Annotated in this window: 25 protein-coding genes; 17 read left to right on the top strand and 8 right to left on the bottom strand. The window is 57.3% G+C overall.

Annotated elements, in window-relative coordinates:
• Nucleotides 1–17 precede the first annotated feature (17 nt).
• From GS630_RS11390 to mdoH, 3 genes are read left to right on the top strand one after another with little or no spacing between them, the layout of a single operon-like run.
• Nucleotides 18–1,235: an OpgC family protein gene (locus GS630_RS11390; protein WP_171236504.1), complete on the top strand. Its 1,218-nt coding sequence runs from the start codon at nt 18–20 to the stop codon at nt 1,233–1,235.
• Nucleotides 1,232–2,731 carry a glucan biosynthesis protein gene (locus GS630_RS11385; protein ID WP_171619767.1) on the top strand — a complete coding sequence of 500 codons (1,500 nt, stop codon included), beginning with the start codon at nt 1,232–1,234 and terminating at the stop codon, nt 2,729–2,731. Before GS630_RS11390 ends, GS630_RS11385 begins: the two co-directional genes overlap by 4 nt.
• Nucleotides 2,728–4,599, top strand: coding sequence for a glucans biosynthesis glucosyltransferase MdoH (gene mdoH, locus GS630_RS11380; protein WP_171619765.1), 1,872 nt, complete (start codon nt 2,728–2,730; stop codon nt 4,597–4,599). The genes GS630_RS11385 and mdoH overlap by 4 nt, the downstream gene beginning before the upstream one ends.
• Here mdoH and GS630_RS11375 read toward each other — a convergent pair whose 3' ends face one another.
• Nucleotides 4,600–5,424, bottom strand: a complete 825-nt coding sequence (locus GS630_RS11375) for a PHB depolymerase family esterase (RefSeq protein WP_171619763.1) — start codon at nt 5,422–5,424, stop codon at nt 4,600–4,602.
• An 8-nt stretch (nt 5,425–5,432) separates the two neighbouring features.
• Nucleotides 5,433–5,894 (bottom strand): rhodanese-like domain-containing protein, encoded by a 462-nt coding sequence (locus GS630_RS11370; RefSeq protein WP_171619761.1) that lies wholly within the window; start codon nt 5,892–5,894, stop codon nt 5,433–5,435.
• Nucleotides 5,895–6,116: 222 nt separating this feature from the next.
• Between GS630_RS11370 and GS630_RS11365 the strand changes: the two genes are divergently transcribed.
• From GS630_RS11365 to selD, 7 genes are read left to right on the top strand one after another with little or no spacing between them, the layout of a single operon-like run.
• Entirely contained in the window at nt 6,117–8,987 is a 2,871-nt protein-coding gene (locus GS630_RS11365) for a monovalent cation/H+ antiporter subunit A (protein ID WP_171177522.1), read from the top strand.
• A complete protein-coding gene (locus GS630_RS11360) occupies nt 8,987–9,346 on the top strand; it encodes a Na+/H+ antiporter subunit C (RefSeq protein WP_170751150.1) in 360 nt (119 codons plus the stop codon). The genes GS630_RS11365 and GS630_RS11360 overlap by 1 nt, the downstream gene beginning before the upstream one ends.
• Complete coding sequence (locus GS630_RS11355; RefSeq protein ID WP_171177524.1) at nt 9,343–10,887, top strand: monovalent cation/H+ antiporter subunit D; 1,545 nt, start codon at nt 9,343–9,345, stop codon at nt 10,885–10,887. The genes GS630_RS11360 and GS630_RS11355 overlap by 4 nt, the downstream gene beginning before the upstream one ends.
• Entirely contained in the window at nt 10,887–11,384 is a 498-nt protein-coding gene (locus tag GS630_RS11350; RefSeq protein ID WP_171178079.1) for a Na+/H+ antiporter subunit E, read from the top strand. Before GS630_RS11355 ends, GS630_RS11350 begins: the two co-directional genes overlap by 1 nt.
• Nucleotides 11,381–11,650 (top strand): K+/H+ antiporter subunit F, encoded by a 270-nt coding sequence (locus GS630_RS11345; RefSeq protein ID WP_170459173.1) that lies wholly within the window; start codon nt 11,381–11,383, stop codon nt 11,648–11,650. Before GS630_RS11350 ends, GS630_RS11345 begins: the two co-directional genes overlap by 4 nt.
• Nucleotides 11,651–11,657: 7 nt before the next feature.
• The gene (locus GS630_RS11340; RefSeq protein WP_171177527.1) at nt 11,658–12,044 is read left to right on the top strand and encodes a Na+/H+ antiporter subunit G; all 387 of its coding nucleotides are present in this window, start codon (nt 11,658–11,660) and stop codon (nt 12,042–12,044) included.
• 5 nt (nt 12,045–12,049) lie between these two features.
• Nucleotides 12,050–14,209: a selenide, water dikinase SelD gene (gene selD / locus GS630_RS11335; protein ID WP_171619759.1), complete on the top strand. Its 2,160-nt coding sequence runs from the start codon at nt 12,050–12,052 to the stop codon at nt 14,207–14,209.
• On the opposite strand, the gene mnmH is transcribed toward selD, so the two are convergent.
• Nucleotides 14,200–15,252: a tRNA 2-selenouridine(34) synthase MnmH gene (mnmH, locus tag GS630_RS11330; protein ID WP_171619757.1), complete on the bottom strand. Its 1,053-nt coding sequence runs from the start codon at nt 15,250–15,252 to the stop codon at nt 14,200–14,202. The two genes, selD and mnmH, sit on opposite strands and share 10 nt — an antisense overlap.
• Before the next feature lie 47 nt (nt 15,253–15,299).
• A complete protein-coding gene (locus GS630_RS11325) occupies nt 15,300–15,965 on the bottom strand; it encodes an SOS response-associated peptidase (RefSeq protein ID WP_171620140.1) in 666 nt (221 codons plus the stop codon).
• A 54-nt stretch (nt 15,966–16,019) separates the two neighbouring features.
• Here GS630_RS11325 and GS630_RS11320 point away from each other — a divergent pair, with 54 nt between their 5' ends.
• Nucleotides 16,020–17,672 carry a tetratricopeptide repeat-containing sulfotransferase family protein gene (locus GS630_RS11320; RefSeq protein WP_171619755.1) on the top strand — a complete coding sequence of 551 codons (1,653 nt, stop codon included), beginning with the start codon at nt 16,020–16,022 and terminating at the stop codon, nt 17,670–17,672.
• Nucleotides 17,673–17,735: 63 nt separating this feature from the next.
• Here GS630_RS11320 and GS630_RS11315 read toward each other — a convergent pair whose 3' ends face one another.
• Complete coding sequence (locus tag GS630_RS11315) at nt 17,736–19,319, bottom strand: bifunctional UDP-sugar hydrolase/5'-nucleotidase (protein WP_171238241.1); 1,584 nt, start codon at nt 19,317–19,319, stop codon at nt 17,736–17,738.
• Between the two features lie 107 nt (nt 19,320–19,426).
• Between GS630_RS11315 and GS630_RS11310 the strand changes: the two genes are divergently transcribed.
• From GS630_RS11310 to arsC, 4 genes are read left to right on the top strand one after another with little or no spacing between them, the layout of a single operon-like run.
• On the top strand, nt 19,427–19,765 hold the full coding sequence (locus tag GS630_RS11310; protein WP_171238240.1) for a DUF952 domain-containing protein: 339 nt from the start codon (nt 19,427–19,429) through the stop codon (nt 19,763–19,765).
• Complete coding sequence (locus GS630_RS11305; protein ID WP_171619753.1) at nt 19,762–20,193, top strand: DUF1330 domain-containing protein; 432 nt, start codon at nt 19,762–19,764, stop codon at nt 20,191–20,193. The genes GS630_RS11310 and GS630_RS11305 overlap by 4 nt, the downstream gene beginning before the upstream one ends.
• Nucleotides 20,190–21,248 carry a quinone-dependent dihydroorotate dehydrogenase gene (locus GS630_RS11300; protein ID WP_171619751.1) on the top strand — a complete coding sequence of 353 codons (1,059 nt, stop codon included), beginning with the start codon at nt 20,190–20,192 and terminating at the stop codon, nt 21,246–21,248. Before GS630_RS11305 ends, GS630_RS11300 begins: the two co-directional genes overlap by 4 nt.
• The gene (gene arsC / locus GS630_RS11295; protein ID WP_171619749.1) at nt 21,245–21,586 is read left to right on the top strand and encodes an arsenate reductase (glutaredoxin); all 342 of its coding nucleotides are present in this window, start codon (nt 21,245–21,247) and stop codon (nt 21,584–21,586) included. Before GS630_RS11300 ends, arsC begins: the two co-directional genes overlap by 4 nt.
• Here arsC and GS630_RS11290 read toward each other — a convergent pair.
• Genes GS630_RS11290 through GS630_RS11280 form a run of 3 tightly spaced genes read right to left on the bottom strand, consistent with a single transcriptional unit; the run spans nt 21,583 to nt 23,841 of the window.
• Nucleotides 21,583–22,899, bottom strand: coding sequence for an MATE family efflux transporter (locus GS630_RS11290; protein ID WP_171177547.1), 1,317 nt, complete (start codon nt 22,897–22,899; stop codon nt 21,583–21,585). The genes arsC and GS630_RS11290 overlap by 4 nt on opposite strands.
• Nucleotides 22,900–22,901: 2 nt before the next feature.
• Entirely contained in the window at nt 22,902–23,420 is a 519-nt protein-coding gene (locus GS630_RS11285) for a PaaI family thioesterase (RefSeq protein WP_171177549.1), read from the bottom strand.
• 1 nt (nt 23,421) lies between these two features.
• Complete coding sequence (locus GS630_RS11280) at nt 23,422–23,841, bottom strand: PaaI family thioesterase (RefSeq protein WP_171177551.1); 420 nt, start codon at nt 23,839–23,841, stop codon at nt 23,422–23,424.
• A gap of 115 nt (nt 23,842–23,956) precedes the next feature.
• Between GS630_RS11280 and GS630_RS11275 the strand changes: the two genes are divergently transcribed.
• Nucleotides 23,957–24,325 carry a MerR family DNA-binding transcriptional regulator gene (locus tag GS630_RS11275; RefSeq protein WP_171177553.1) on the top strand — a complete coding sequence of 123 codons (369 nt, stop codon included), beginning with the start codon at nt 23,957–23,959 and terminating at the stop codon, nt 24,323–24,325.
• A gap of 269 nt (nt 24,326–24,594) precedes the next feature.
• The gene (locus tag GS630_RS11270) at nt 24,595–24,996 is read left to right on the top strand and encodes a MerR family DNA-binding transcriptional regulator (RefSeq protein WP_171091075.1); all 402 of its coding nucleotides are present in this window, start codon (nt 24,595–24,597) and stop codon (nt 24,994–24,996) included.
• Nucleotides 24,997–25,036: the final 40 nt, after the last annotated feature.

Raw genomic sequence — 25,036 nt, 5'->3', positions numbered from 1 at the left:
AGAAGGACAGAAAACGTATGGCGACCATATCGCCCGCTTCTGATTTTGCATCTGCATCGGCCCCGGCCGCAGCTCCTGCCCGCACGCGTGATCCGCGATTGGATTTCTATCGCGGCATCGCGATGTTCATCATTCTGATTGCCCATATTCCCAACGATCCCTGGGCCAGGTGGATACCCGCGCGGTTCGGTTATTCAGACGCGACCGAGATCTTTGTGTTCTGTTCGGGCATGGCCTCGGCCATTGCTTTTGGCGGCGCATTTCTGCGTAAAGGTTGGTGGATGGGAACAGCGCGTGTCGCCTTCCGTATCTGGCAGGTCTACTGGGCGCATATCTGCCTGTTCTTCTTTGTAGCCATGACCATGGCCGCGCTAGATCAGACAGGGTGGTTTGAAAAGACCTATATCTCATCCCTCAACCTGCAGCATTTCTTCAACGATCCGGCCCCGCAGATGGTTGGAATTTTTACGCTGACTTATGTGCCAAACTACTTTGACATCCTGCCGATGTATCTGGTGGTCCTGGCGCTGATGCCGCTGTACATGGCGCTCTACCGTGTCAGTTTCTGGCTGATGGCGGCGGTTTGCGTGGCGATCTGGTTTATCGCTCAGACCGGTGCGCTGGCATTGCCGGCCGAACCGTGGTCAGACCGTCAGTGGTTCTTCAATCCATTTGGTTGGCAGCTGCTTTTCTTCACAGGGTTCGCTTTTATGCGCGGTTGGATTCCAGCCCCGCCGGTATCAAAGGCACTGATCTGGGCGGCAATCGCCTTTGTTGTCTTGTCGGCTCCATTCGGGTCGTGGAAGGTCTTTACCTGGATCAACACTGCCGCGCCCGAGCTTGGCGCTGTGATCCGCAAGGGCTGGCCCCTGACTGAAGAGCTGCGCGGCAAAACCGAATTTGGCCTTCTGCGCTATGTCCACTTTCTGTCACTGGCCTATCTGGGCTGGGTTGCAGCCGGCGAACATGGCCATCACCTGATCGCAACCGGCCACAGCATGGGCGCGCGTGTCTGGCAATTCCTGCTGGCAGTTATCACCAAGGTCGGTCAGCAATCCCTTGCCGTCTTTGTGTTTTCCATGGCCGCAGCCCGCTTGATCGGCGTGGCGCTAGACCAATCTGGGCGGGATGTTGCCAGTGTCTTTATCGCCAACATGATTGGCTTTGCGATGATCATCGGCGTGGCCTATCTGGCCGCGTGGTTCAAGTCACAACCCTGGAAGACAAAGAAATGAACTTTACCCGTCGCGCATTCCTCGTCTCGACGACCGCCTTGGCCTTTGCCCCGTCTGCCTATGCAACGGGCGGTGAGGTTCCGTTTGACCGCGACTATGTGATCAAAATGGCCCGCGACCTGGCCAGCCGCCCCTATGCAGAACGCGAGATGGTGCCGCAGGAATGGCAGGATCTGACCTATCAGCAGTACCGCTCGATCCGGTTCAGGCTGGATCGTGCTCTTTGGTACGAAACCGAAACGCCGTTCAACGTCGATTTCTTCACGCCAGGTCTCTATTTCCCGCGCACTGTCAAAGTTGAAACGGTTGAGAATGGAATGACCAAACCGGTCGCCTTCGATCTGGACATGTTCGACAAGTCCGAAGATGTGCCGCAACTGCCGATCGACGACACGCTTGGCTTTTCGGGCTTGCGCCTTCGGACCGAGATGCACCGCCCCGGCAAGACAGATGAATTCTGCGTCTGGCAGGGAGCCAGCTATTTCCGCGCTATTGGTCTGCACGAGGTTTACGGCCTGTCCGCGCGTGGTCTGGCGCTGAAAACCGGCGATCCGGATGGTGAGGAGTTCCCCGAATTCATCCGCTTCTGGCTGGAACGTCCCGCACCCGGCCAGCGTAATATGGTCGTCCACGCGCTGATGGACAGCCCCAGCGTGACCGGTGCCTATCGGTTCAACGTTACCGCAGGTGCAGACTGCATCATGGATGTTGAGGCAACGCTGTTCCCGCGCGAAGATCTGTCTCATGTCGGTATCGCACCGGGAACGTCGATGTTCCTGTTCGATCAGACCAACCACAGCCGGTTCGACGATTTCCGCCCGGCGGTTCATGACAGCGACGGGCTGCTGATCCGCAATGGCGCAGGCGAAGTTCTGTGGCGGCCGCTAGCCAATCCGACCCGTCTGCAAATTTCGTCTTTTGTGGACACGAACCCACGTGGTTTCGGTCTGATGCAACGCAAGCGCGAGTTTTCGGATTACGCAGACCTTGAGGCCAACTATCACAAACGTCCCGGCCTGTGGGTCGAACCCAACCAGGATTGGGGCAAAGGCACCGTGACGCTGGTTGAAATCCCGGCAGATCAGGAAATCTATGACAACATCGTCGCCTATTGGCGCCCATCAGAGCCCTATGCGGCGGGCAGTCAAGTTGATCTGTCCTATCGCCTGATCTGGGGGGAAGAACCCCAACGCACTCCAATGCCGCGTGTCATCAACAGCGCGATGGGCGAAAATACCTTTGGTGAGGGTCGTCTGGCAGTCATCGACTTTGAAGACAGTGAACTGTTCGAGGACATCGACGCGATCTCGATCTTTGTTGACTCACCTCATGCCGAAACTTCTGAAGGTGTTCTGCAACGCAATCCCGATACCGGTGGCCTGCGTCTGGCCTTTTCTTTCCAGCCTGAAGATCGCAATCATGTCGAACTGCGCGCTCAGCTTCTGAAAGACAAACAGCCTGCCTCTGAGGTCTGGCTTTACCGTTGGACCACATGAGCCGCGATCTGCATATCATGCCGCCAGAAGCCCCTCTGGCGATGCCCGCGCAGAACTTCAGCGCGCGGTTCCGGGATGCGAATGCGCCTTCCGGCAAGCGCGGCTCGTCGGCTGGGTTCTGGCGTGCTTTGGCGTTTTCCCCGGCAATGGCGGCAACACTGGGTCTGCTCTGGGTGATGAGTGACTGGTTCAGCGCCGAGGGGATCAATCTGGTCGAAGCGATACTGCTGGCGCTGATCTCGTTCAACTTTTTCTGGATCACTTTCACGTTTTGCACGGTGCTTTTGGGTATGGTGTCCCTGTCTAGGCAGGACCGTCCCCAAAAAAGCCATCGCGCGCAGCCGCTGCGTGTGGCCTTGCTGACCCCGGTTTACAACGAGGTGCCGTGGAACGTACTGGGCAACGCCCGCACCATGCTTGAAGATTTACAAACCCGTGGTGGGCGGCACCACTATGCCATGTTCATCCTTTCCGATACGCGGGACCCCGAGATAGCAGCGCAGGAACAGGCCAGTGTCGAGGCGTTGCGCACCACTTTGGCACCGGGGCTGGAGTTGTACTATCGCCGCCGTGAACAGAATACTGACCGAAAGGTAGGCAACATCGCCGATTGGGTGAGCCGCTGGGGTGCGGACTGGGATGCGATGCTGGTGTTGGATGCCGACAGCCTGATGACCGGACGCGCGATCTATCGTCTGACCGATGCGTTGGCGCGTGATCCCGGTGCGGGATTGATTCAAAGCTACCCGCAGCTCATTGGCGCGCAGTCAGTTTTTGCCCGGATGCAGCAATTCGCCAACGGTGTCTATGGTATCGCCTTTGCCGAAGGTCTGGCGCGCTGGTGCGGGCAAGAAGGCAACTATTGGGGCCACAACGCCATCATCCGCACCAACGCTTTTGCCACAAGCGCTGGCCTGCCCAAGCTGCGTTCATTCAGCGGTCAGGACAAGCTGATCATGAGCCACGATTTTGTCGAGGCGGGATTGCTGCGCCGCGCGGGTTGGGCCGTGCGCTTTCTGCCGCGTATTCGCGGATCATACGAAGAAACACCACCCACCCTCATCGATCATGCCATGCGGGACCGCCGCTGGTGTCAGGGCAACCTGCAACACCTGAAACTGCTGGGGTCAACCGGGTTCCGCGCTGTGTCGCGCTTTCACATGTTCCATGGCGCCATCGGATATCTGATGTCACCCTTGTGGTTCGCACTGCTCTTGATGTGGGCGCTGATTGGTCAAGGTCAGGACGCATCCGTCCTACACTATTTCAGCCCTGACAATCCGCTGTTCCCCCAATGGCCCGAGATGTCGGAAACCCGTCATGTGCTGATTATTCTGGTCATGTACGCCATGCTGCTGGCCCCCAAAGTGCTGGGTGTTTTGGCTCTGCCACTCAGCGGTGTGCGCTATTCCGACTTTGGTGGTGCGCGCAAGTTTCTGACGTCGTTCCTGGCCGAGGTTCTACTTTCTATTCTGTACGCGCCTATTCTGATGGTGCAGCAGATGATTGCGGTCTTCCGCACGGCCTTTGGCATCCAACGCGGCTGGTCTCCGCAAGCCCGCGATGGCGGCAGCTATGGGCTCGGTACGTTGGTGCTGTGCCACGCATTGGAAACGATCAGTGGCATCGCGCTGAGCGTCGGTATCCTGTCCGGTCTGGTTTCGATCTGGTTGGCCCCGATTGCCATCAGCCTCGCGCTGGCCATACCGCTTTCGGCCCTCAGCGGTGTTTCGGCAAGCGCGGCCCGGAGAATGGTCGGGATGCGCGAAGACTTCAGCGAACCCGCCATCACTCGATCAGCCCGCCGTTATCGGGATGAGTTGAAGCGGCTGGTCGAAGGCAAAGGCAACATGACCCCGGCAGAATAATCAGCTGCCGGGAAGTCCCTCGTACCAATCGACGATCATGTCTGCCCAACCGGCAGGAACATTGTGCCCCCCGGGAAACAGCGCGAATTCTAACGCGCTGCCTTCGGCGCAACCGGTCCAGCGGCGACGCATGAAGTCGTCCGTCACAGTGAAACTGCTTGGTTTGTGATCGAGGCAGCCATTGGCTTCACGCCAGATTTCAAGACCGGCAAAGATGTCGCCTTGTTGAAAGCGCCCACCGCCCAGCAATCGCCCTTCGAGCGGTACGACATTGTCTGTCCAACCGTGGGTGTGGAACATGCGGATCGGGCCTTCACACGTCACAGGATGCGGACGCCAGAACCCTCCGGACACCGGTACGTAAGCGGAGAATGTATCCGGTGCGTAACAGGCCAGGTAGTTGACCATAAAGCCGCCTGCCGAAAATCCACCCAGCAGAACCCGATCAGGATCGACGCCAAAACGGTCTGCGGCATCTTGCATGACTTCGGTCAGAAAGGCGGTTTCGTCCCGATCACCAAAACCCGGATAAAAGTTCCAGCTTTTGGTGCCGCCACGGTCCGGTCGCTCCAAACCCTCAGGCGCCATAACCGCATAGCCACGCTTCAGCAGAGGTTCGACCATCGAGCGATTGCGCATCGTGCCCGATCCGCTGCCACCATAGCCGTGCAGGAACACCACCATCGGAGGGTTGTCCCCCTCGGGCAACTCAAGATGATACGAGCCCATCGGTGTTTCGCAAACCGCGTCCTGCCCAGCGCATCCGGCCCAAGCGGCCTGCCCGGCGGCGGCAATGAGTGCCGCCAGACTAAGTGTTCGTATCATCCTGCATCCTAGTTAAACTTTCGAACCGGCAGCCCGGCCCTGACCCAACCCGGGCCTGCGGCCGAGCCCAGCATACCCTCGGGCACGTCAATGATCTGGGTAAAACCCGCTGCAATAAGTTGGTTGCTCAAACGCGCTGAGCGCACCCCCCGCGCACATATGAGCGCCACTGGCGTATCCAGCCTCCCGCCGGTCATCTGCTGCAAGGTCTCAACGAAGTCTTCGCGCCGCATATCAAGCGGCGATGCACCTTCGGCAATGCCCGATGCGCGCCATTCCCGCGGAGTTCGTATGTCGACCAACAGTATTTTTCCTTCGCGGGCCTGTTCATGCGCCATTTCAACGCTGATCCGCCCGCCGCCGTGATCTTCTGGGATCAAACGATATTCCCGGATCGCAAAGCCCGCGGCGATCGCGACACCACCGCCGATCAACACCCACCTTCGGGTTCGGTTCACTTTTTCGATCACCGATAGCCTCCTGTTCGATGCCCATTCATCTAGCACATTTGGGTGGAAACGGATGCCTTAAAACCTATGCACAGGATCAAGATTGCGTCATTTTTTCACAGGGCTACCGTACAGTTAAATGTTTCGCTAGTTATCAGTGAAGAAGTTACAAAATCTGGACAGCCTAGGAAATATCTTTACAAAATAGGCTTCATCCTGACCGCTCAGACCGGAGTATCGCACTTGTCCCTATTCCTTATCGCGGCCCTTCCTTTCCTTGGTGCTGTATTCCCTGCTCTGCTGATCCGAGCAGGCAGAAACGCGGCAGCATCCGCTGCGGCGTTAACCACGTTTCTTGCCCTAATGGGTTTGCTGATCCACATCCCATCGGTCATGCGCGGAGACGTCGTGACCGCCCGCTTCGATTGGATTCCCGGTCTTGGCCTGAATGCCAACTTCATGTTGGACGGGTTGGGCTTTCTGTTCGCCCTACTGATATTGGGTATCGGTCTGCTGATCATCCTTTACGCGCGGTTCTACCTGTCGCGCGAAGATCCGATGGGGCAGTTCTACACTTATCTGCTATTGTTTCAGGGTGCTATGGTCGGGATTGTTCTGTCAGACAACATCCTGCTTTTGCTTATTTTCTGGGAACTTACATCGCTCAGCTCGTTCCTGCTGATCGGTTATTGGAAGCACCTGCCCGAAGGCCGTCAAGGTGCGCGGATGGCGCTGGCCGTCACCGGAGGCGGCGGGTTGGCAATGATCGCCGGGATGCTGATCCTGGGAAACATCGTGGGCTCATATGACCTGAGTGTCATTCTACAGAACAAAGAGCTGATCCAAGCTTCGCCCTACTACCTTCCCGCACTGATCCTGATCCTGCTGGGCGCTTTCACCAAATCGGCGCAGTTCCCTTTCCATTTCTGGCTACCGCACGCGATGGCGGCACCGACACCCGTATCTGCTTATCTGCACTCGGCCACCATGGTGAAGGCCGGTCTGTTCCTAATGGCGCGGATGTGGCCGGTTTTGGCCGGGACGGATGCGTGGTTCTATATCGTGGCCACTACCGGTCTGGTGACGATGTTGCTGGGCGCGGTGATTGCGCTGTTCAAGGATGACCTGAAAGCGCTGCTGGCGTTTTCGACTGTGTCGCATCTGGGCCTGATCACCATGTTGCTGGGTTTCGGCACGAAATTCGCAGCCGTGGCAGCGGTGTTCCACATCATCAACCACGCGACCTTCAAGGCAGCGCTGTTTATGACAGCTGGGATTGTCGATCATGAGACCGGAACACGCGACGTCAAGCGGTTGGGCGGTTTGCGTCATTTGATGCCGATCACCTTCACAATCGGCACCATCGCCGCGCTTTCAATGGCTGGTTTGCCACCCCTGAACGGCTTCTTGTCGAAAGAGATGATGCTGGAAGAAACCGTGCACACCACATGGCTGAACTCAGCCTATCTGGTGCCGGGCCTGGCCTTGCTCGCATCTCTGTTTTCCGCAGCTTATTCCTTCCGTTTCGTGAGCCACGTGTTCCTTGGCCCGCAGCGCGACGATTACCCTGCACATCCGCATGATCCGCCGGTTGGGCTTTGGATTGCCCCCGCTTTCCTTGTCGTGCTGGTCGTTCTGATCGGTCTCTATTCAGCCGCCATTGTCGGTCCGTTGGTCGCCGTGGTGTCCAGCGCTGTGATCGGTGGGGAAAAGCTGCCATACTATTCGCTTAAACTGTGGCACGGCTTTGTGCCCGCGCTGTACATGTCGATCGTAGCAACGCTGGGCGGTCTGTTCCTGCTGTCGATGCACAAACGCGGAGAGCAGCTTTGGAATGCCCTACCTCGCCCTGAAGCCAAGGTGATATTCGAAACCATCATCCACGCCTTCACGCGCCTCAGCCAATGGGTTACGGATGAGCTGCACAACGGTGTCCTCAGCCGTTATGCGATCATCTTCATCGCCTTTACGGTCGGGCTGGGCTACTACGCCTATTCGACCGGTACCATTGGGGTTGAAACCCGCGTTCCACTGCCTGCGCAAATCATCCCGATCGTCGGCTGGCTCTGTCTGGTCGGCGCGACGCTGGGCATCATGTGGTTCCACCGCAACCGCCTGCTCTCGCTTGTTCTGATTGGCGTTGTGGGCCTGATCGTGTCAGTCGCCTTCAACTATCTATCCGCGCCGGACTTGGCGCTGACGCAAATCTCGGTTGAAGTTGTAACCATGATCCTGCTTCTGCTGTCGCTGAACTTTCTGCCCACGGAAACGCCGTGGGACAGTTCAGCCGCACGGCGGTGGCGAGACGCTGCGATTTCTGTCGTCGCGGGCATCGGGACCGGCGCACTGATCTACGCGATCATGCTGCGGGATTTCGCGTTCCCAACGATCTCGGACTTCCATTTGGCGAACTCCTACAAAGGTGGTGGCGGCACGAACGTCGTGAACGTCATTCTGGTCGACTTCCGGGGCTTTGATACCTTTGGCGAGATCATCGTACTGGGCATCGCGGCGCTGATCATCTTTGCCCTGACCGAAGCGGTTCTGGGTACAAATGTGCGCGGCTATTTGCTGAACCGCAAACCGCACTGGCCTCAATCTGGGGACTCACATCCGCTGATGATGGTTGTGGTCACTCGCGTCATGATGCCAATCGCATTGATGGTGGGCGCCTACATCTTCTTCCGCGGACATAACCAACCCGGGGGTGGCTTCATCGCGGGCTTGATTGTCGCGATTGCGTTCCTGATGCAGTACATGGCCAGCGGTTACACCTGGGCCATCGAACGGCAAAGGTTCTACTATCACGGAACTATCGGCTGGGGCGTGCTGATAGCTGCGGCGACCGGATTGGGGGCCTGGTTCAACGAACGCCCCTTCCTGACCAGCGATTTTGGCTACATCAACTGGCCGCCGCTGGAAGAGTTCGAGTGGGCCACGGCCATGCTGTTTGACGTGGGCGTCTTTCTCGCCGTTCTTGGGGCGGTGATGCTCGCGCTGGACAGCCTGTCACGCTTTGCCTGGCGGCCGGGCATGGCGCAGGAATTCCCAATGGATATCAACCCGCTGCGGGATTCCTCTGAAGATGAAGACAAAGAGAAGGAGCAGGCCTGATGGAAGCGCTCGTAGCCTCTGCCGTAGGCATTATGACCGCCGCCGGGATTTTCCTGATCCTGCGTCGTCGGACATTCCCGGTCATTCTGGGCCTGTCACTCATCACCTATGCTGTGAACGTGTTCTTGTTTGCCACCGGGCGACTCGCGCTGAATGCGCCTGCCGTTCTGAACAAATACGAAGACGTGCCCTATACCGACCCGCTGCCACAGGCGCTGGTGCTGACGGCCATCGTGATTTCTTTTGGAATGACAGCCGTAATCGTGATGATCGCGCTCTCGGCTTATTTGTCCTCGAAGGATGACCATATCGACATGAGCCCACAGGACAGCGTAGACGCGCCGGGAGAAGACGCATGAACCACTGGATCGTTGCGCCGATCGTCCTTCCCGCGATCCTGGCCCCGTTTATCATCATGGTCCTGCGCTATCATCTGGACCTGCAGCGTATCTTCTCGGTCTCGGGCGTTATTGCCCTGCTTGGCATAGCGCTGACCATTACCGCGCAAGCTTCGGGCGGTGAAATTCTGGTCTACGAGCTTGGCAACTGGCCAGCGCCATTCGGCATCGTCATGGTGCTGGACAGGCTGTCGGCCATGATGGTTCTGCTAACGGCACTGCTAGCCCTGCCGATTGTGCTTTATGCCATCGCGTCGGGCTGGGATGAGCGCGGCAAACATTTCCACGCGCTGTTCCATTTCCAGCTTATGGGCGTCTGCGGAGCTTTCCTGACAGGCGATGCGTTCAACCTGTTCGTTTTCTTCGAGGTCCTTCTAATCGCCTCTTACGGTTTGATGACCCATGGAGGCGGTTCGGTCCGGTTAAAATCCGGCGTGCAATATGTTGCGTACAACCTCTTGGGTTCGACCCTGTTCCTGTTTGCCTTGGGGACAATCTATGGCGTCACCGGTACGCTGAACATGGCAGATATCGCTGTGCGCGTTGCCGAAATCCCCGCCGAGGACACCGCCCTTTTGCGGGTTGGCGCGGTGCTTCTGCTTTTGGTGTTCTGTATCAAGGCCGCCGTTTTGCCGCTGCATTTCTGGCTTCCAGCCAGCTACGCCAATGCGCCATTACCCGTGGCTGCCCTATTTGCCATCATGACCAAAGTTGGTGCTTACTCGATCATTCGCATGTATACGCTGGCCTTCGGACCCGAGGTCGAAGCGACGCAAGGTTTGGTGGGCGATTGGCTGCAACCCGCAGCGCTTGTGACTTTGGCCGTTGGGGCCATCGGAATTTTGGGATCGCAACACATAGCTCGCATGGTTGCGTTTTGCGCCATCGCCTCGATGGGGACCTTGCTGATCGCGATCTCACAATTCACGCCAGATGCGACGGCTGCAGCACTCTATTATGTGTTCCACTCGACCTTGGCGACTGCGCTGTTGTTCCTTGTTGCTGATCTGGTGATGGAGCGTCGCGGCGGGGCAATTGCACCAACAACGCCCATGCCGCAAAGCGGCCTGATCTCGGCCCTGTTCTTTGTCGGGGCCATCGCGATGGCAGGTATGCCGCCACTTTCAGGCTTCATCGGCAAGTTGCTGGTATTGGACGCGTCGCGGGATGCATCGGACGCAACTGCGGTCTGGGCTGTTATTCTGATCGGATCTTTTGTCACCATTGTTGGGCTGGCGCGCGCGGGCACATTGATCTTCTGGAAAAGCCACGACACGCAGGTGGTTACCGTAGAAGACCCTGTCGATGGTGAAGAGGTACCCGCACCGGTTGCCCCGGAACCGCAACCGGGCCTTGCTATCACAGCCGTGTTTGGGTTGGTGGCAGGTCTGATCCTTCTGACCCTGTTTGCGGGCCCTGCATTGGAATACACAAGCAAAACGGCAGGCCAGTTGTTTGCGCCTGAAAACTACATCTCTGCCGTATTGGGAGGGGAAGAATGATGAAACTGCTGCGCCGGATTTTTCCGCACCCTCATCTGACTTTCTTGCTGACATTCGTGTGGGTTTTGCTGGCCAATAATGGATCGTTGAATTCGTTGGTTTTTGGCCTGATCCTGGGGATCATCATCCCCTTCATAACGCAGCCCTATTGGCCGGATCGCCCCAAACTGCGTAATTGGCGGATGGTGGCAGAGTATATACTGGTCGTGCTTTGGGACATTGTGGTTGCAAACGTGACCGTTGCCCGGATCATCCTGTTCAAGCGGGATGCCGACCGCCAACCCAACTGGATCTGCGTCCCGCTGGAACTGCGCACCCCCGAGGCGATTACCGTGTTGGCCGGAACAATCACCATGACCCCCGGCACGGTCAGCTGCGATCTGTCGGCACAAGGGCATAACCTGCTGGTCCATTGCCTTGACGCCCCCGACCCCGAGGCGGTTCGCGATCAGATCAAACAACGCTATGAACGCCGCCTGAAGGAGATTTTCGAATGATCGAATACGCCATCTACTTCGCCTTCGCCTGTTTTGGCGCCGCAATCATGATGTGCCTGTGGCGGATCATCACCGCTGACGGCGTCGGCACGCGCGTTCTGGCGCTGGATACGATGGTGATCAACACCATTGCCCTGATGATCCTTTATGGTCTGGATCAAGGTACCGAGATCTTTTTCGAGGCCGCCATGATCATTGCCATGCTGGGTTTTGTTTCAACCGTGGCCTATGCGCGCTTCATGCTGCGCGGCAACATCATCGAGTGAGGGCGACATGACATTTCTCGTCGAATTGCTGATCGCCGTCTTCTTGATCATGTCGGGTATCTTCGGGTTTGTCGGCTCGTTTGGGATGATCAAACTGAAAGATCCAATGTCGCGCCTGCACGCGCCGACCAAGGCGACAACGTTGGGAGTGGGCGGCGTCTTGCTGGCTTCAATAGCGCATTCGGTGCTGCTGGAGGGTAAACTGTCCATGCACGAGCTGCTGATCACGCTGTTTCTGTTCCTGACCGCTCCGATCACGGCCCTGTTCATTGCCAAATGGCACATTCACCGTCATGAAAAGCCCGAAGGTCTGCCGGATGCCGGTGAGGATGAGCTTTGGGCCACCCACGCGGTCGAGCAGGTCGAAGACGTCCCGGACCATAGCGCGAACTAATTCCTATGCATTCACCTCCGCTGCCCCTGACCCGCGATTTGGTTCTTGTTGGCGGAGGTCATACCCACGCGCTGCTTTTGCGAAAATGGGGGATGACTCCTCTTGCAGGTGCGCGGGTCACTGTAATAAATCCAGGCCCTACTGCTCCTTATTCCGGTATGTTGCCGGGATATGTCGCCGGGCACTACGACCGATGGGAATTGGACATCGATCTGGTAAAACTGGCGCGCTTTGCAGATGCGCGGGTCATACTGGGTGCCGTCGAAGGGATCGATACTGATAGCCATCAGGTGCATGTTTCCGGGCACCCGCCAGTCGGGTTCGATGTGGCTTCGGTCAATGTTGGGATCACCTCGGACATGCCCGCTCTGCCGGGCTTTGCCGAACATGCCATTCCAGCCAAACCTCTGGGCCGATTTGCCGCGCGATGGGCTGACTATCTGAATCATGATGGCCCTGCGTCTGTCGCGGTGATCGGCGGGGGCGTTGCCGGGGCCGAATTGGTCATGGCCATGGCCCACGCTCTCAAAGCAAAGGGGCGCGCGGCGCGGATCACGCTGATCGACAATGCCTCAATCCTGGCGGCTACCAAACCCAAGGCGGAGGCCACGATCCGTCGCGCCATGCAGGATCTGGGTGTGGAAGTCATCGAAAACGCAGTGATTACCCGGATCGCCGCTGATCACGTCCAACTGCAGGACGGCCGCGCTATCCCCGCCCATTTCGTCACCGGAGCCGCCGGGGCGCGCCCTTATGACTGGATCGCACGTACAGGGCTGGATCTGCAAGACGGGTACATCCGGGTGAACAGCTATCTTCAATCCAGCGATCCTGCTGTCTTTGCCGCCGGGGATTGCGCTCATCTGTCAGAAAATCCGCGCCCCAAGGCAGGCGTTTACGCGGTGCGCGAAGCACCCGTTCTTTTCGACAATCTGCGTGCTGCACTAAGTGCGGGACGGATGCGCAGATATGTCCCGCAGAAGGATTACCTCAAACTGATCTCGTTGGGCGGCAAATCCGCGCTGGGTGAGCGTTTAGGTACATCCTTGAGCGGCCCGATCATGTGGAAATGGAAGAACCACATCGACCAAACTTTCATGAACAGGTTTCGAGACCTGCCGCAAATGAAGCTTTCTGCATTGCCACACGACCGGGCCTTCGGGCTGGATAAGGCGCTTGGGGAAAAACCCATGTGCGGAGGATGCGGCGCCAAGGTCGGGCGCGATGCGTTGCAGACAGCACTGAAATCCCAGCCCGCGCCTGACCGTTCAGACATCATCCCCCTGCCCGGAGACGATGCAGCCTTGCTACAAACAGGTGGCGTTCAGCAGGTCATGACATCAGATCACCTGCGGGCTTTCACCAATGATCCCGTCCTGATGGCGCGTATCGCTGCTGTTCACGCTTTGGGGGATATCTGGGCCATGGGGGCTGCACCTCAGGCCGCAACTGCGACGATCATCCTTCCTCGTATGTCTGCCAGTCTTCAGGGCCGCACCATGTCAGAAATCATGGCAGTGGCAGGCGACGTGATGAGAGAGGCCGGGGCCGAGATCGTGGGTGGTCACAGTTCCATGGGCGATGAGATGACCATCGGCTTTACCATAACCGGCCTGTGTGAAACGCCGCCCATCACTTTGTCGGGCGGGCAACCGGGAGACCGTTTGATCCTGACCAAGCCCTTGGGCAGCGGCGTTCTGATGGCTGCCGAAATGGCCGGTCTGGCGGATGGAGCCTGGGTCGCGGCCGTTTATCAGCACATGACCCAATCGCAAGGGAAAGCATCAAGAATACTGGCCAAGGCCCATGCGATGACCGACGTGACCGGGTTTGGTTTAGCCGGGCACCTGCACGGGATCTGCGACGCGTCAAACTGCGGTGCCCTGCTGGATCTGGGTGCAGTCGAGGTGATGGACGGCGCGTTGACTTTGACAGATCAGGGCGTGCGCTCGACCATCTTTGCCGACAACCGGGTGATTGCCATGGACCTGCCCGCCGAAGGCAAAGCCGCTTTGCTGTTTGATCCTCAGACGGCTGGTGGTTTACTTGCCGCTGTCGATCCGTCAGTGGCCGATGCCCTGATCAAGGATTTGAAGGCCGCGGGTTATCCGGCTGTGATCATAGGCGAATTGACTGAAACGCCGGGCCTGCGGCTTCAAAGTTGATCCAGCAGGCTTTCGATTTGGGACGCAGCCGCTGAAAGGCCGCCGTCGTCCAAGGACGCAATGTCGAGATTGGCCAGCACCTCAACCGACCGGGATCGCCGTGATTTGGTGTAGGCCGGGTCGTAGTGCTGTTCCATCAACGCCTGTGTCAGCGCGTGTTTTTCACCCGCATCGATCAGGCACATCCACCCGTCGACGACCTCGTGACCGCGATGAAAACGCAGCGGGGACAGCCGATCCCGCAAACGATCACTGTCGGACAGGATATCGTCATAGGCCCTCACCAGATAAGCGGTCCGCGCTTCAATCGGCGCTGTGATTTGCACCCTGGGGGCTGCACACAACGCCGTCCAAAGGCTGGGCGGCAGGATCAGACTGCCGATTTTCGAAGACTCCGCCTCGACTACAACAGGACGCGCTGGATCCATTGCGCACAGCGCGTTGGACAATGCCGATTCAAACGCCTTTTGCGCAGGCTGTCCACCTGGCCTTTCCCCCAGCAAAGATCCCCTGTGATTGGCCAATGCCTCAAGGTCCAGAACCTGTACGCCGCGCCTTTGCAACAGAGCCAACAGATCCGTCTTGGCCGTTCCGGTATAGCCATCCAAGGCGATCAATCGATGCGGCAGAGGATCGTCGTACAAATACGCATTCACCAACCGGCGATAGGTGCGATAGCCGCCTTCAACCACATCAGCGCGCCAACCGATTTGCTGCAACATCCAGGTGAACGATCCAGAACGCTGGCCACCGCGCCAGCAATAGACCAAGGGGCGCCAACTGCCCTCGTGTTGGCTGAGGTGCTGTTCGATGTGATTGGCTGCATTGCGGAACACAAGCGCCGCCCCAAGTTTCCGTGCCAGAAAGGGGCTTTCCTGCACATAGATGGTCCCGACGCGCGCCCGTTCCTCATTATTCAGAACCGGCAAGTTGATCGCACCCGGCAAATGATCCTCGGCATACTCAGCCGGGCTGCGCACGTCGATAACCGTGTCAAAACCATGCGCGTAAAGTTGGGACAGATCGGGGAATTTCAAAGCCATACCAGAGGTCTAGCTTGCTGTGTTTCGAAAGGAAAGGCCACGCGCCCTTACCCGCCAAAAGGTTCAATCAGTTCAGGTCCGCTGGCCCGGTTCGAATTCACCGCCGGGTCGACGCGGTGAAAGGTCAGCACATCCTCGGCCCCCGGCTGCATCAATCGCGCGGCCCCTTTTCCCGCCTCGCCCAGCCATAATGGCCAATCTTCAGGCTCAAGGATCAAGGGCATCCGATGGTGTATGCCCTTGAGGCATTCATTTGCACCTGTCGTCACGATCGCACAGGTGCCCTGTCGGCTTTCCTGAGGGCCCCAGTCCTGCCAAACCCCAGCAAAGGCAATCGGTGCCCCATCCTTGCGATGGATGTACCACGGCAAGCGGGTTCCCTGTTCGGTCTTGGTCCATTCATAGAACCCCGTAGCCACGATCAAACAACGGCGCGATCGGCAAGCGTCGCGAAAGGCTGGTTTGTCAGCCAAAGTCTCTGACCGGGCGTTGATCAACAATGGTCCGGCTGTTTCGGATTTGTACCAATGTGGCAAAAACCCCCAACGCAGCGCATCTAAATGACGACCGGTCTCGCCACTGCGCACCACATGTACCTGATTTGTCGGGCAAACATTGTAATTTGGAACGGCAGGTAATGAGTTTGCAGGCCGTGCAGAAAACAGCTGCGCCATGGCGTCATTGGGAAGAGTTATTGCAAACCGTCCGCACATAGGTAATGAACCATCGATATATTCTTGATACAGGCGCAGGATCTTTCGGGTCACATGAAAAACCAAACCGCTCAAACCCTCAAGAGCAAAGCAATTTCCCTTTTGGAAACAGGCAAACTGCAACAGGCCTTGAAGAAAGCCCAGTTTGGGGTCAAGAAATTCCCCAAGGACTCGGATTTTCATGCAATCGCCGGTTTTGTTCTGACAGAGCTGAAGCAGTACAAGAAATCCATACCCCACTTTTTGGAAGCCTCGCGCAAGAAACCCGATGATCCGCAATTTGCCGAAAACCTGGCAAATGCCCTGATGCAAACGGGACAAATCACGCGCGCATTGACATATGCCGAACAAAAGGTGGAACAGTTTCCCAACAACAAGGAACTTCGCCGGGTCATTGACGAGATTCAGCGCGAAGGCCGAAACTGGCGTTCGATTGTCGAGTTCACAACGCATAGCCTTGCTTCGGACCCTAACAACCCGGAACTTCTTGCAAAAAGGGCGCGGGCTTATCTTCAGATGGGCTTTGTCGAGGAAAGCACGCGTGACATAGAACGCGCTTATGACTTGGCACCGGAAAACATCATGGTCGCTTTCCAAAAGTCGCTCAATCTGCATCATTCTGGCGACAAGGAAATGGCGTTCAGTATCTTAAACGACATCCTGAACACTCAACCCCATCACGCAAATGCTCTGCTGCAAGCGGCCACAATGGCGTCAAAAGAGAACGTGCCGCAATTGATGTCTGCGGTCGAGGCTGCGGCGGCTGAAAAAGATGAACCCCTGCAAGAGCTAGAATTTGCCAAGGCGCATCTTGTCCAAAAAACCGACGGTATCGCCGCGGCTTTGCCCCAGTTTGCAAAAGCAAATGCCGTACAACACGACGCGGTGCCTTATGACTTTGCAGCAGAAGAAGAAAAGCTGCACAAAATCATCGAGCTGTTCCCCGAAGGAACATCATCCTTTGAAGGTATCCAGTCCGAAGCGCCGCTGCCGATTTTTGTGATTGGACAGCCGCGATCCGGCACGACCCTGATGGAAATGATGCTGAGTTCGGCCCCCGACATCGCCGGGTGCGGTGAGTTGATGTTGATCCCGGAACTGACAAACAATTTCCACGCAACCGACAAGGTGTTTGACGCGGAAGCCGCAAAAGACATCGCGCGCTCGTATCGGGAAAACATGCCGAACATACCGGAAAACTCGATTGGGTTTGTCGATAAGCTGCCGCACAATTACCAGCGCGTTGGGTTTATTCTGGCCGCCTTCCCCAACGCCAAGATTGTCAACATGCTGCGCGATCCCAGAGACGTCGGTTTGTCGAAATGGATCAGACGTTTTCCCGCAGGCGGCATGAACTACGCCTCAAATCTGGACGCCATTGCACATTCCGCCAATCTCTATCGCCGCTATATAGCGCACTGGGACACGGTGTTCGAAGGTCAGATCCTAACTTTGCCCTACGAAGAGTTGGTGGCAGATCCCAAAACCCACAGCCAGCGCGTGGCTGAATTTTGCGGAGTAGATTGGCACGAGTCGATGGTACACCCCGAGAAAAACACAAAACAGGTTCGCACGGCCAGTGTGGATCAAGTGCGAAGCAAGATCTCGACCAAGTCAATTGGCGGCTGGCGCGAAGTGGCCGATCACATAACGGCAATGCTGGACGGCTTTGACCCGAAACTCTGGCCGGAATACGATTTCAGCTGACACGCAGCGAAACAAAAAAAGCCGCATCACCTGGATGCGGCTTTTTTATTTCAGACGGTAGATTTACTTCTGCTTGATACGCCCATCCAGATAAGGCTGATACGGCGCGTTTTCCGCCAGATATTCAGCTGTGACATCGGCCAGATCGGGGCCGAAATCATAGGCATTCTTGTCGTCGCCTTCGAACATCGAGTACCCGTCGCCGCCGTTGCGCACATAGTTATTGGTCACAACGAGGTAGGTCTTGTTCGGGTCAATCGGAACAAACCCATCACCTTCGGCCACCATGACCTCACTGATGCGGCCTTCGTTCGGGGCCATGCTTGGGTCCCAAGTGTAGCTCAGGCCCGCGACTTGCGGGAAGCGGCCTTTTACTTCTTCAACTTGGCTAACACCATTCTCCAGCGCATCAATGACGGTTTGACCGGTGATCTCAAAAGTGGACAACGTGTTCTGGAACGGCAGCACCGTCAGAACTTCACCCATGGTCACGTCGCCCTCATCGATCGAAGCGCGCAGGCCACCTGAATTGGCGATCGCAATCTGCGCACCCTGATCGGCGACACGGGCCAGCATCGCGTCGGCCACAAGGTTGCCCATTTCGCATTCCTGTACCCGACAGACCGACCTGTCGCCCTGAATCGCGGCGGCCGAGCTTGCAACAACGCGTTGCTTCATCTCTTCAATTGGCGCGCCCATTTCGGCCACGCGGGCCGCAATGCCTTCGTCAGGTGTGACTGAGGCGTCCAGCAGTATGGGCTCTCCTTCTGCGGCGATCAGATTGCCATCGTCATCAAAGGTCAGTGTGATTTCGCCCAGGTATTTGGAATAGGCATACGCCTGAACAACCGGCACATCGCCGACCATCGTCGGGTATGCCCCGGCGGCGCCTTCCTGTGTATTTGACAAAAGCGTGTGCGAATGGCCACCGACCACAAGGTCAAGCCCCGGCACCTGTTCTGCAATTTCCAGATCCTTGGCCAGTCCCACATGGTTCAACGCGATGATGATATTGACGCCTTCATCCTGCAAAGCGGCCACATCCGCTTTCAGGCTTTCGATCTCGTCCTGAAACACGACATCTTTGCCGGGGCTTGACGTTTCGACCGTATCCGTAGCCAACGCCGAGATGATGCCCACTTTCTGTCCGCCGACATCAAGCACCACATGGTTTTCAACCTTGCCCTTCAGCTCAGCCGACGATGACAGGTCCAGATTGCCTGAAATCACCGGAAAGCTGACCGTTTCAATAAACGACGCCAACCCTTCCGGGCCGTCGTCAAATTCGTGGTTGCCCACGGCCATGACGTCATAGCCGATCGCTTCCATAAATTCGGCTTCTGCTGAACCTTTGTAGGTGGTGTAGAACAGCGATCCCTGGAACGGGTCCCCGGCGTCCAGCAGCAGAACATTCTGATCCGCCAGCGCATCACGGCGGGAATCAACGATCGTCTTGAGGCGCGCAACCCCGCCAAAACACTTACCTTCTGCTTCATCCTCAGCATCGCAGGTCGAGTCGTATTTGTTTATCGACTCGATGCGGCTATGAATGTCGTTGGTGTGCAGAATGGTTAGCTTGTATTCGGCCGCTGCCACGCCGGCAGTCAGGCCAAGAATTGCTGTAGACGCCAGAAATCGGGTCAACATACTGAATCTCCCTGTTTATATTTTCAGAGATCGTGCGCCTATGACGCCCAAGAGTCAAAGAGGAAATCCAGCTTGATTCCATGCGCTGCGCGGGGCATCAGATCGATATGCTGATTTACAAAATTTTCCGGGCCGATGAATGGGCCGCCTTGCAAGACAAGGGCGCGACAGATGGCGCGCCAATTGATGTCACCGATGGCTTTGTCCATTTTTCAACGGCTGAACAAGCTGCTGAGACGGCGGCGAAACACTTCGCAGGTGTGGATTATCTGACGTTACTGGCCTGTAATGCCGACGCCATGGGCGACGATCTGAAATGGGAAGTATCGCGCGGCGGTGCCCTGTTCCCGCATCTCTATCGCCAGATCCGGCTTAGCGACGTTGTCTGGTCACGCCCCCTGCCGTTTGACGGTGCTGTTCACCAGTTCCCCGAGGATATGGAATGACGTCCTTTATCGACCCGGAACGGGATCAGTTCGAGGCATTTAAGGCTCTGGACCGGAACCAGCCAATTGAAATGCTCAATCTGGTGAAATTCCGGGCCACAGCGCAGTATCCTGCTGCGCATGAATTGGCGAGCGCGGGGCTGACCGGGGCACAAGCCTATCAGAAATACGGCGCTGAAACTGCGCCGATTGTTGCACGTATTGGGGCAAGCATTTTGTGGCGTGGGGTGTTTGAAACAACTCTCATTGGGCCGTCGGATGAAACATGGGATGCCGTCTTTATCGCACGCTATCCGACAGCACACGCGTTCCTTGAAATGGTGACAGACCCGGTGTACCGGGCGGCGGTGATCCATCGTCAGGCTGCGGTCGAAACCTCGCGCCTGATCCGGTGCGGATCAGGGGAAAGCGGAAAGGCCTTCGGATGAAACTGATTGAAAAACTGGGGCTGAACGCTCTGCACCGCATGGACCCCGAAGCTGCTCATGGCATGTCGATCAAGGCGCTGAAATCCGGTCTAACGCCCGCGCCGGGGCCTGTGACAACACCGCGCCTGAAAACCAACTTGGCGGGTGTGGATCTGCCAAATCCGGTCGGCCTGGCCGCTGGTTTCGACAAGAACGGTGAGGTCCTCGCACCTCTGTCGCGCGCCGGGTTTGGCTTTATCGAGGTGGGCGCAGTCACGCCCCGTCCGCAGCTAGGAAACCCCAAACCACGCCTGTTTCGTCTGACCGAGGACAAGGCAGCCATCAACCGCTTTGGTTTCAACAACGAAGGCATGGAGGTGATGGCCAAACGGCTGGCAGAGCGCCCCAAAGACGCTGTGATCGGCCTGAACCTTGGGGCCAATAAAGACAGCGAAGACCGAGCAGGTGATTTTGCGAAAGTTCTGGCACATTGCGCGGCACATCTGGATTTCGCCACCGTAAACGTATCGTCACCGAACACGGAAAAACTGCGCGATTTGCAGGGCAAGGCCGCGCTGACCGCGCTGTTGAATGGTGTGATCGAAATACGCGATGCACTGCCCCGCCCGCTTCCGATCTTTCTGAAAATTGCGCCTGATCTGACCGAGCCTGAGTTGCAGGACATTGCTGAGGTTGCTCGCGAAACCCGCGTGGATGCGGTGATCGCCACCAACACCACCCTGTCGCGTGACGGGTTGCGTAGCGCGCATAAAGGTGAAGCCGGAGGATTGTCTGGCGCGCCTTTGTTCGAAAAATCCACCCGCGTGCTGGCAAAGCTGAGCCAGTTGACCGGTGGAGAAATCCCGCTGATCGGCGTCGGCGGCATCAGCAACGCAGAACAGGCTTACGCCAAGATCTGCGCCGGGGCGTCTGCTGTACAGTTCTATACCGCCATGGTTTACGGTGGGATCTCACTTGCTGCTGATATCGCGCATGGGCTAGATCAATTGCTGGCGCGTGATGGCTATGACAGCGTTGCCGAGGCCGTGGGCAGCAAACGAGAGGACTGGCTGTGATCGAATACTGGCATAACCCCCGCTGTTCCAAATCCCGCGCCGGACTGGCGCTTTTGGAAGAAAAGGGTGCGCAGATCACATTGCGAAAATACCTTGAAGATGTGCCCTCGGCCGATGCGTTGCGGGCCGCTCAGAAAGCACTGGGACTGCCTGTAATTGACATGGTGCGTACCGGCGAAAAGCGGTTCAAGGAATTGGGGCTGGCAAAAACCGCATCGGATGACGAGCTGATCCGCGCCATGGCCGAGAACCCCACTCTGATCGAACGGCCTCTGGCCATTGCCGCTGACAAAGCTGCCATCGGGCGTCCGCCGGAGAACCTGTTGGCTTTGCTTTAGGCCACTTGCGCTTCAAGCTTGGGATAGCGCCAGCCCATCGTCGCACCCCGCGCGATGTTCAGAACCATCAGTGCGGCCCAAAGGCCGTGATTGCCAAAGCTCGGTACCAGAACGAACAGAGCGACCACATAGATCGCTACGGATTGAATCATTGCGTTGCGCATGGCGCGGGTCCAAGTGGCACCAATGTAGATGCCATCAAACATCCAACTGGCCACACCGACAACTGGCGCTAACGCCGCCCAAAACAAGTAGTCACGGCTGGCCAAACGCACCTCGGGCGAGGTTGACATCAGATCAATCAGGGACGGGCCAGCCAGGAAGAACACAGCCCCCAGTAATATGGCTCCACCAAGCCCCCATTGCGATGCCATGATACTGGCGCGTCGCAGCTGGTGCCGATCCCGCGCACCGACTGCGCCACCGACCAAAGCCTCGGCCGAAAAGGCGAACCCGTCCAGGGCGAAGGCTGTGATCTCAAGGAATTGCAGAAGAACCTGATTGGCGGCCAGGTTCACGTCGCCCAGATCCGCGCCCACGAAAAGGAAGGTCGTAAACGAGCCCGTCAAAAGGACCGATCGGATCATGATGTCACCGTTGACCTGCATCATTCGGCGTAGGCGCGCAGCATCGAAAATCCTGGCCCGGTCGCGCCAGATTTTACCTTCGAATCCATCCCGACACAGCCAAAGGCCCAGCGCCAAACCAGTCCACTCTGCGATCAGGGTGGCCACAGCGACGCCCTCCACGCCCCACCCCAGCCCCAGAACAAACCACAGGTCCAGAACGATATTCAGCCCGTTCATCCAAATTTGCAGAACGAAAACGCCACGCGTCCGTTCAACCGCGATCAGCCATCCGGTCACGGCATACAAAGCAATGGTGGCCGGAGCACCCCAAATACGAATCTCGAGATAGGCGCGCGTCAATGCCTCAACCTCGGGGCTGGCAGGTGACAGGGCAAATGCCCCGGCAAAGACCGCTGCTTGCGCAAGAACAAAGAACACACCGGCCGCTGCACCCAACATCAAGCCCCGGATCAGCAAAGCACGGGTTTCCACTACGTCACCTGCCCCGCGCGCTTGGGCAGCCAAACCGGTCGTGCCCATGCGTAGAAAACCGAATATCCAATAGATCGAGGCCAGAATGACCGCACCCACACCCACGGCACCGATCGGTGCGGCCTGCCCCATTTGCCCCACAACGCCCGTATCGACCGCGCCAAGAATGGGCACGGTTGCGTTCGACAGAACAATCGGGACTGCGATCTTCAGCACCCGCCTATGCGTGATGGGCGCCGAGGCGTCCTGCATGGTCAGCCCTTATCTCTGGGAGGTTGAGGCATCAGGAAATGCCCGGACGCCTGCGCAAAAAGTTTTGCATGGTTGTCCTGCCAGGCTTCAACCCGGACCGAGGCATAGCGCCGACCGGATCGGCTGATAAAGGCCCGCGCATAGGCATCGCGTGGCAAGCCTGAGCGTAGGTAGTCAACGGTGAAGTCGATTGTCTTGGGAAAGCGAATGCTCTTGTCCGTCACGATGGCTTCGGCGTCTATCTCTCCGCTTTCTATGCTTGGGAACATGTGTTCCCAGCTAAGCGTGATGACGGCTGTCACTTCGAGAAACGCAGCTGTCACGCCGCCGTGAATCGCAGGCAGAAACGGATTGCCAATCAGCTTGTCATCAAAGTGCAGAACACCGGTCAATTCATCACCGCGTCGGTCGAAACCGATGTTGAGAAAACGGATGTAAGGAACACCATCAACCAGCGCGCGCAATGCCGCATCACGCCTTTGCTTGACCACCTGCACGGGTTCTGGACGCGGTCTTGCCATGTTACTTCCCCTCAACCGTGAAAGAGCCGGCCGCAGTCGCCACCGGTAAGTCCTTGTCGTTATCCACTGCAGTGGCCCGAACAAAAGCAACGTTCCGCGTGATGTGATAGCAGGTCGCGCTGGCGGTAATGGTCTGACCTGGCTTTGCCGCACGCATGTAGTCGATCCGGAGGTCGATAGTTGCTGTCCCGCCGGGCGCGGAAGGGTGGCTCATGACAGCAGCGCCGCAGCATGTATCCAAGATGGTCGAGATCGCCCCGCCATGGATCACGCCGGTGCGCGGATCTCCGATCAGGTCCTCGTTATATGGCAGGGTAATCTCTGCCTCACCCTCGCCGATATGGGTCAGCGTCAGGTTCAAAGCCCGCGCATGAGGAATCGCCTCGATAAATTGGCGGGCTAAAACTGTCTTGTCGACCATCGTTATCTGTCCTGTTCTCTGCGCCCCCTTTATGAGCCGCTGCATCGGCAAAGGGCAAGCCCACCTGTTGCGCTTGGGATCGGGACCGCCTAGGTTGCTGGCGAGGAGATCAGGAATGTCCAACAATCGTTTGTCATTCAAAGAGATGTGTGCCGAGTTCGACGTAACGCCGCGCACCCTGCGCTATTACGAATACATCGAACTTTTGCAGCCGGACCGCGAAGGTCGGTCCCGCTTTTACGGTGCGCGGGAATGCGCCCGGATGAAGCTGATCATGCGTGGCCGTAAGTTTGGCTTCCCACTGGAAGAGATTCGCCAATGGCTGTTGATCTATGAAGATCAGGGCAACGCGGCGCAAATGGCCACATTTGTCGAAATGGCTGATCGTCAGATGAGCGAGCTTGAACAGCAGCGCCAGCAACTGGACGAAGCGATGGATGAGCTGAAGCGTCTGCGCGATCAGACGGCAAAGTCTCTGGAATAACCCCCCGTATTCTTAAGTCTGCTTCGCCAAGTCAGCGCGGCTCAGCACACCTCATGCGTGTGAGAACAACTTTCACACACGCAAAAGGCTGAGTTTTCGCGTGACCTTAGGGAAAGAAAATTTCATCAATCAGCGTTTACGCGTTCGGATGTTACGTCAACTTTGAAATGACGCAGCGTCTGAATTACGTAAACGTCACTCACGTGTTGTAAAGCGCAAAGCAACTGCGCAACTCATGTTTCATGACGCCAGTGACGAGAGTATGACGAATGACCGAAGATGTGATGACAATCCGCGAGATGTGCGAGACCTATGATGTCACACCACGCACATTGCGGTTTTACGAGGCCAAGGAACTTTTGTTCCCGATCCGCGAAGGCCAAAAACGTCTGTTCACCAAGCGTGACCGGGCGCGGCTGAAACTGATTCTACGCGGCAAACGCTTTGGCTTCAGCCTGGAAGAAATCCGCCAACTTCTGGATCTGTACCATGTGGGCGACCAGCAGGTCACTCAGATGACCCGCACCTATGAAATCGCGTTAGAACGCCTGGCCGACATGGAAGAACGCCGCCGCGAACTGACGCAAGCCATCGACGATCTGAAAGAGCAGTTGCGCTGGGGCGAGAAGGTTATCGCCTCGATGAAACAGGAAAAGAAGGCGGCCGAATAACCTCGACCCGCCATCCGGACATATGAATTAAGGGAGCTTC

This window comes from Ruegeria sp. HKCCD7303 (assembly GCF_013111185.1).
Taxonomy (GTDB): Bacteria; Pseudomonadota; Alphaproteobacteria; order Rhodobacterales; family Rhodobacteraceae; genus Ruegeria.
This window is presented reverse-complemented; position numbering and strand designations above follow the sequence as displayed.

Coding starts and splice junctions, on each gene's coding strand:
- GS630_RS11280 (WP_171177551.1), bottom strand. CDS start 23,841: ATGGTCGACAAGACAGTTTTAGCCCGCCAATTTATCGAGGCGATTCCT.
- GS630_RS11345 (WP_170459173.1), top strand. CDS start 11,381: ATGATCGAATACGCCATCTACTTCGCCTTCGCCTGTTTTGGCGCCGCA.
- GS630_RS11355 (WP_171177524.1), top strand. CDS start 9,343: ATGAACCACTGGATCGTTGCGCCGATCGTCCTTCCCGCGATCCTGGCC.
- GS630_RS11360 (WP_170751150.1), top strand. CDS start 8,987: ATGGAAGCGCTCGTAGCCTCTGCCGTAGGCATTATGACCGCCGCCGGG.
- GS630_RS11325 (WP_171620140.1), bottom strand. CDS start 15,965: ATGTGCGGACGGTTTGCAATAACTCTTCCCAATGACGCCATGGCGCAG.
- GS630_RS11375 (WP_171619763.1), bottom strand. CDS start 5,424: ATGATACGAACACTTAGTCTGGCGGCACTCATTGCCGCCGCCGGGCAG.
- GS630_RS11315 (WP_171238241.1), bottom strand. CDS start 19,319: ATGTTGACCCGATTTCTGGCGTCTACAGCAATTCTTGGCCTGACTGCC.
- mnmH (WP_171619757.1), bottom strand. CDS start 15,252: ATGGCTTTGAAATTCCCCGATCTGTCCCAACTTTACGCGCATGGTTTT.
- GS630_RS11270 (WP_171091075.1), top strand. CDS start 24,595: ATGACCGAAGATGTGATGACAATCCGCGAGATGTGCGAGACCTATGAT.
- GS630_RS11385 (WP_171619767.1), top strand. CDS start 1,232: ATGAACTTTACCCGTCGCGCATTCCTCGTCTCGACGACCGCCTTGGCC.
- GS630_RS11285 (WP_171177549.1), bottom strand. CDS start 23,420: ATGGCAAGACCGCGTCCAGAACCCGTGCAGGTGGTCAAGCAAAGGCGT.
- GS630_RS11340 (WP_171177527.1), top strand. CDS start 11,658: ATGACATTTCTCGTCGAATTGCTGATCGCCGTCTTCTTGATCATGTCG.
- GS630_RS11310 (WP_171238240.1), top strand. CDS start 19,427: ATGCTGATTTACAAAATTTTCCGGGCCGATGAATGGGCCGCCTTGCAA.
- GS630_RS11350 (WP_171178079.1), top strand. CDS start 10,887: ATGAAACTGCTGCGCCGGATTTTTCCGCACCCTCATCTGACTTTCTTG.
- GS630_RS11305 (WP_171619753.1), top strand. CDS start 19,762: ATGACGTCCTTTATCGACCCGGAACGGGATCAGTTCGAGGCATTTAAG.
- selD (WP_171619759.1), top strand. CDS start 12,050: ATGCATTCACCTCCGCTGCCCCTGACCCGCGATTTGGTTCTTGTTGGC.
- GS630_RS11320 (WP_171619755.1), top strand. CDS start 16,020: ATGAAAAACCAAACCGCTCAAACCCTCAAGAGCAAAGCAATTTCCCTT.
- GS630_RS11290 (WP_171177547.1), bottom strand. CDS start 22,899: ATGCAGGACGCCTCGGCGCCCATCACGCATAGGCGGGTGCTGAAGATC.
- GS630_RS11275 (WP_171177553.1), top strand. CDS start 23,957: ATGTCCAACAATCGTTTGTCATTCAAAGAGATGTGTGCCGAGTTCGAC.
- GS630_RS11300 (WP_171619751.1), top strand. CDS start 20,190: ATGAAACTGATTGAAAAACTGGGGCTGAACGCTCTGCACCGCATGGAC.
- GS630_RS11390 (WP_171236504.1), top strand. CDS start 18: ATGGCGACCATATCGCCCGCTTCTGATTTTGCATCTGCATCGGCCCCG.
- mdoH (WP_171619765.1), top strand. CDS start 2,728: ATGAGCCGCGATCTGCATATCATGCCGCCAGAAGCCCCTCTGGCGATG.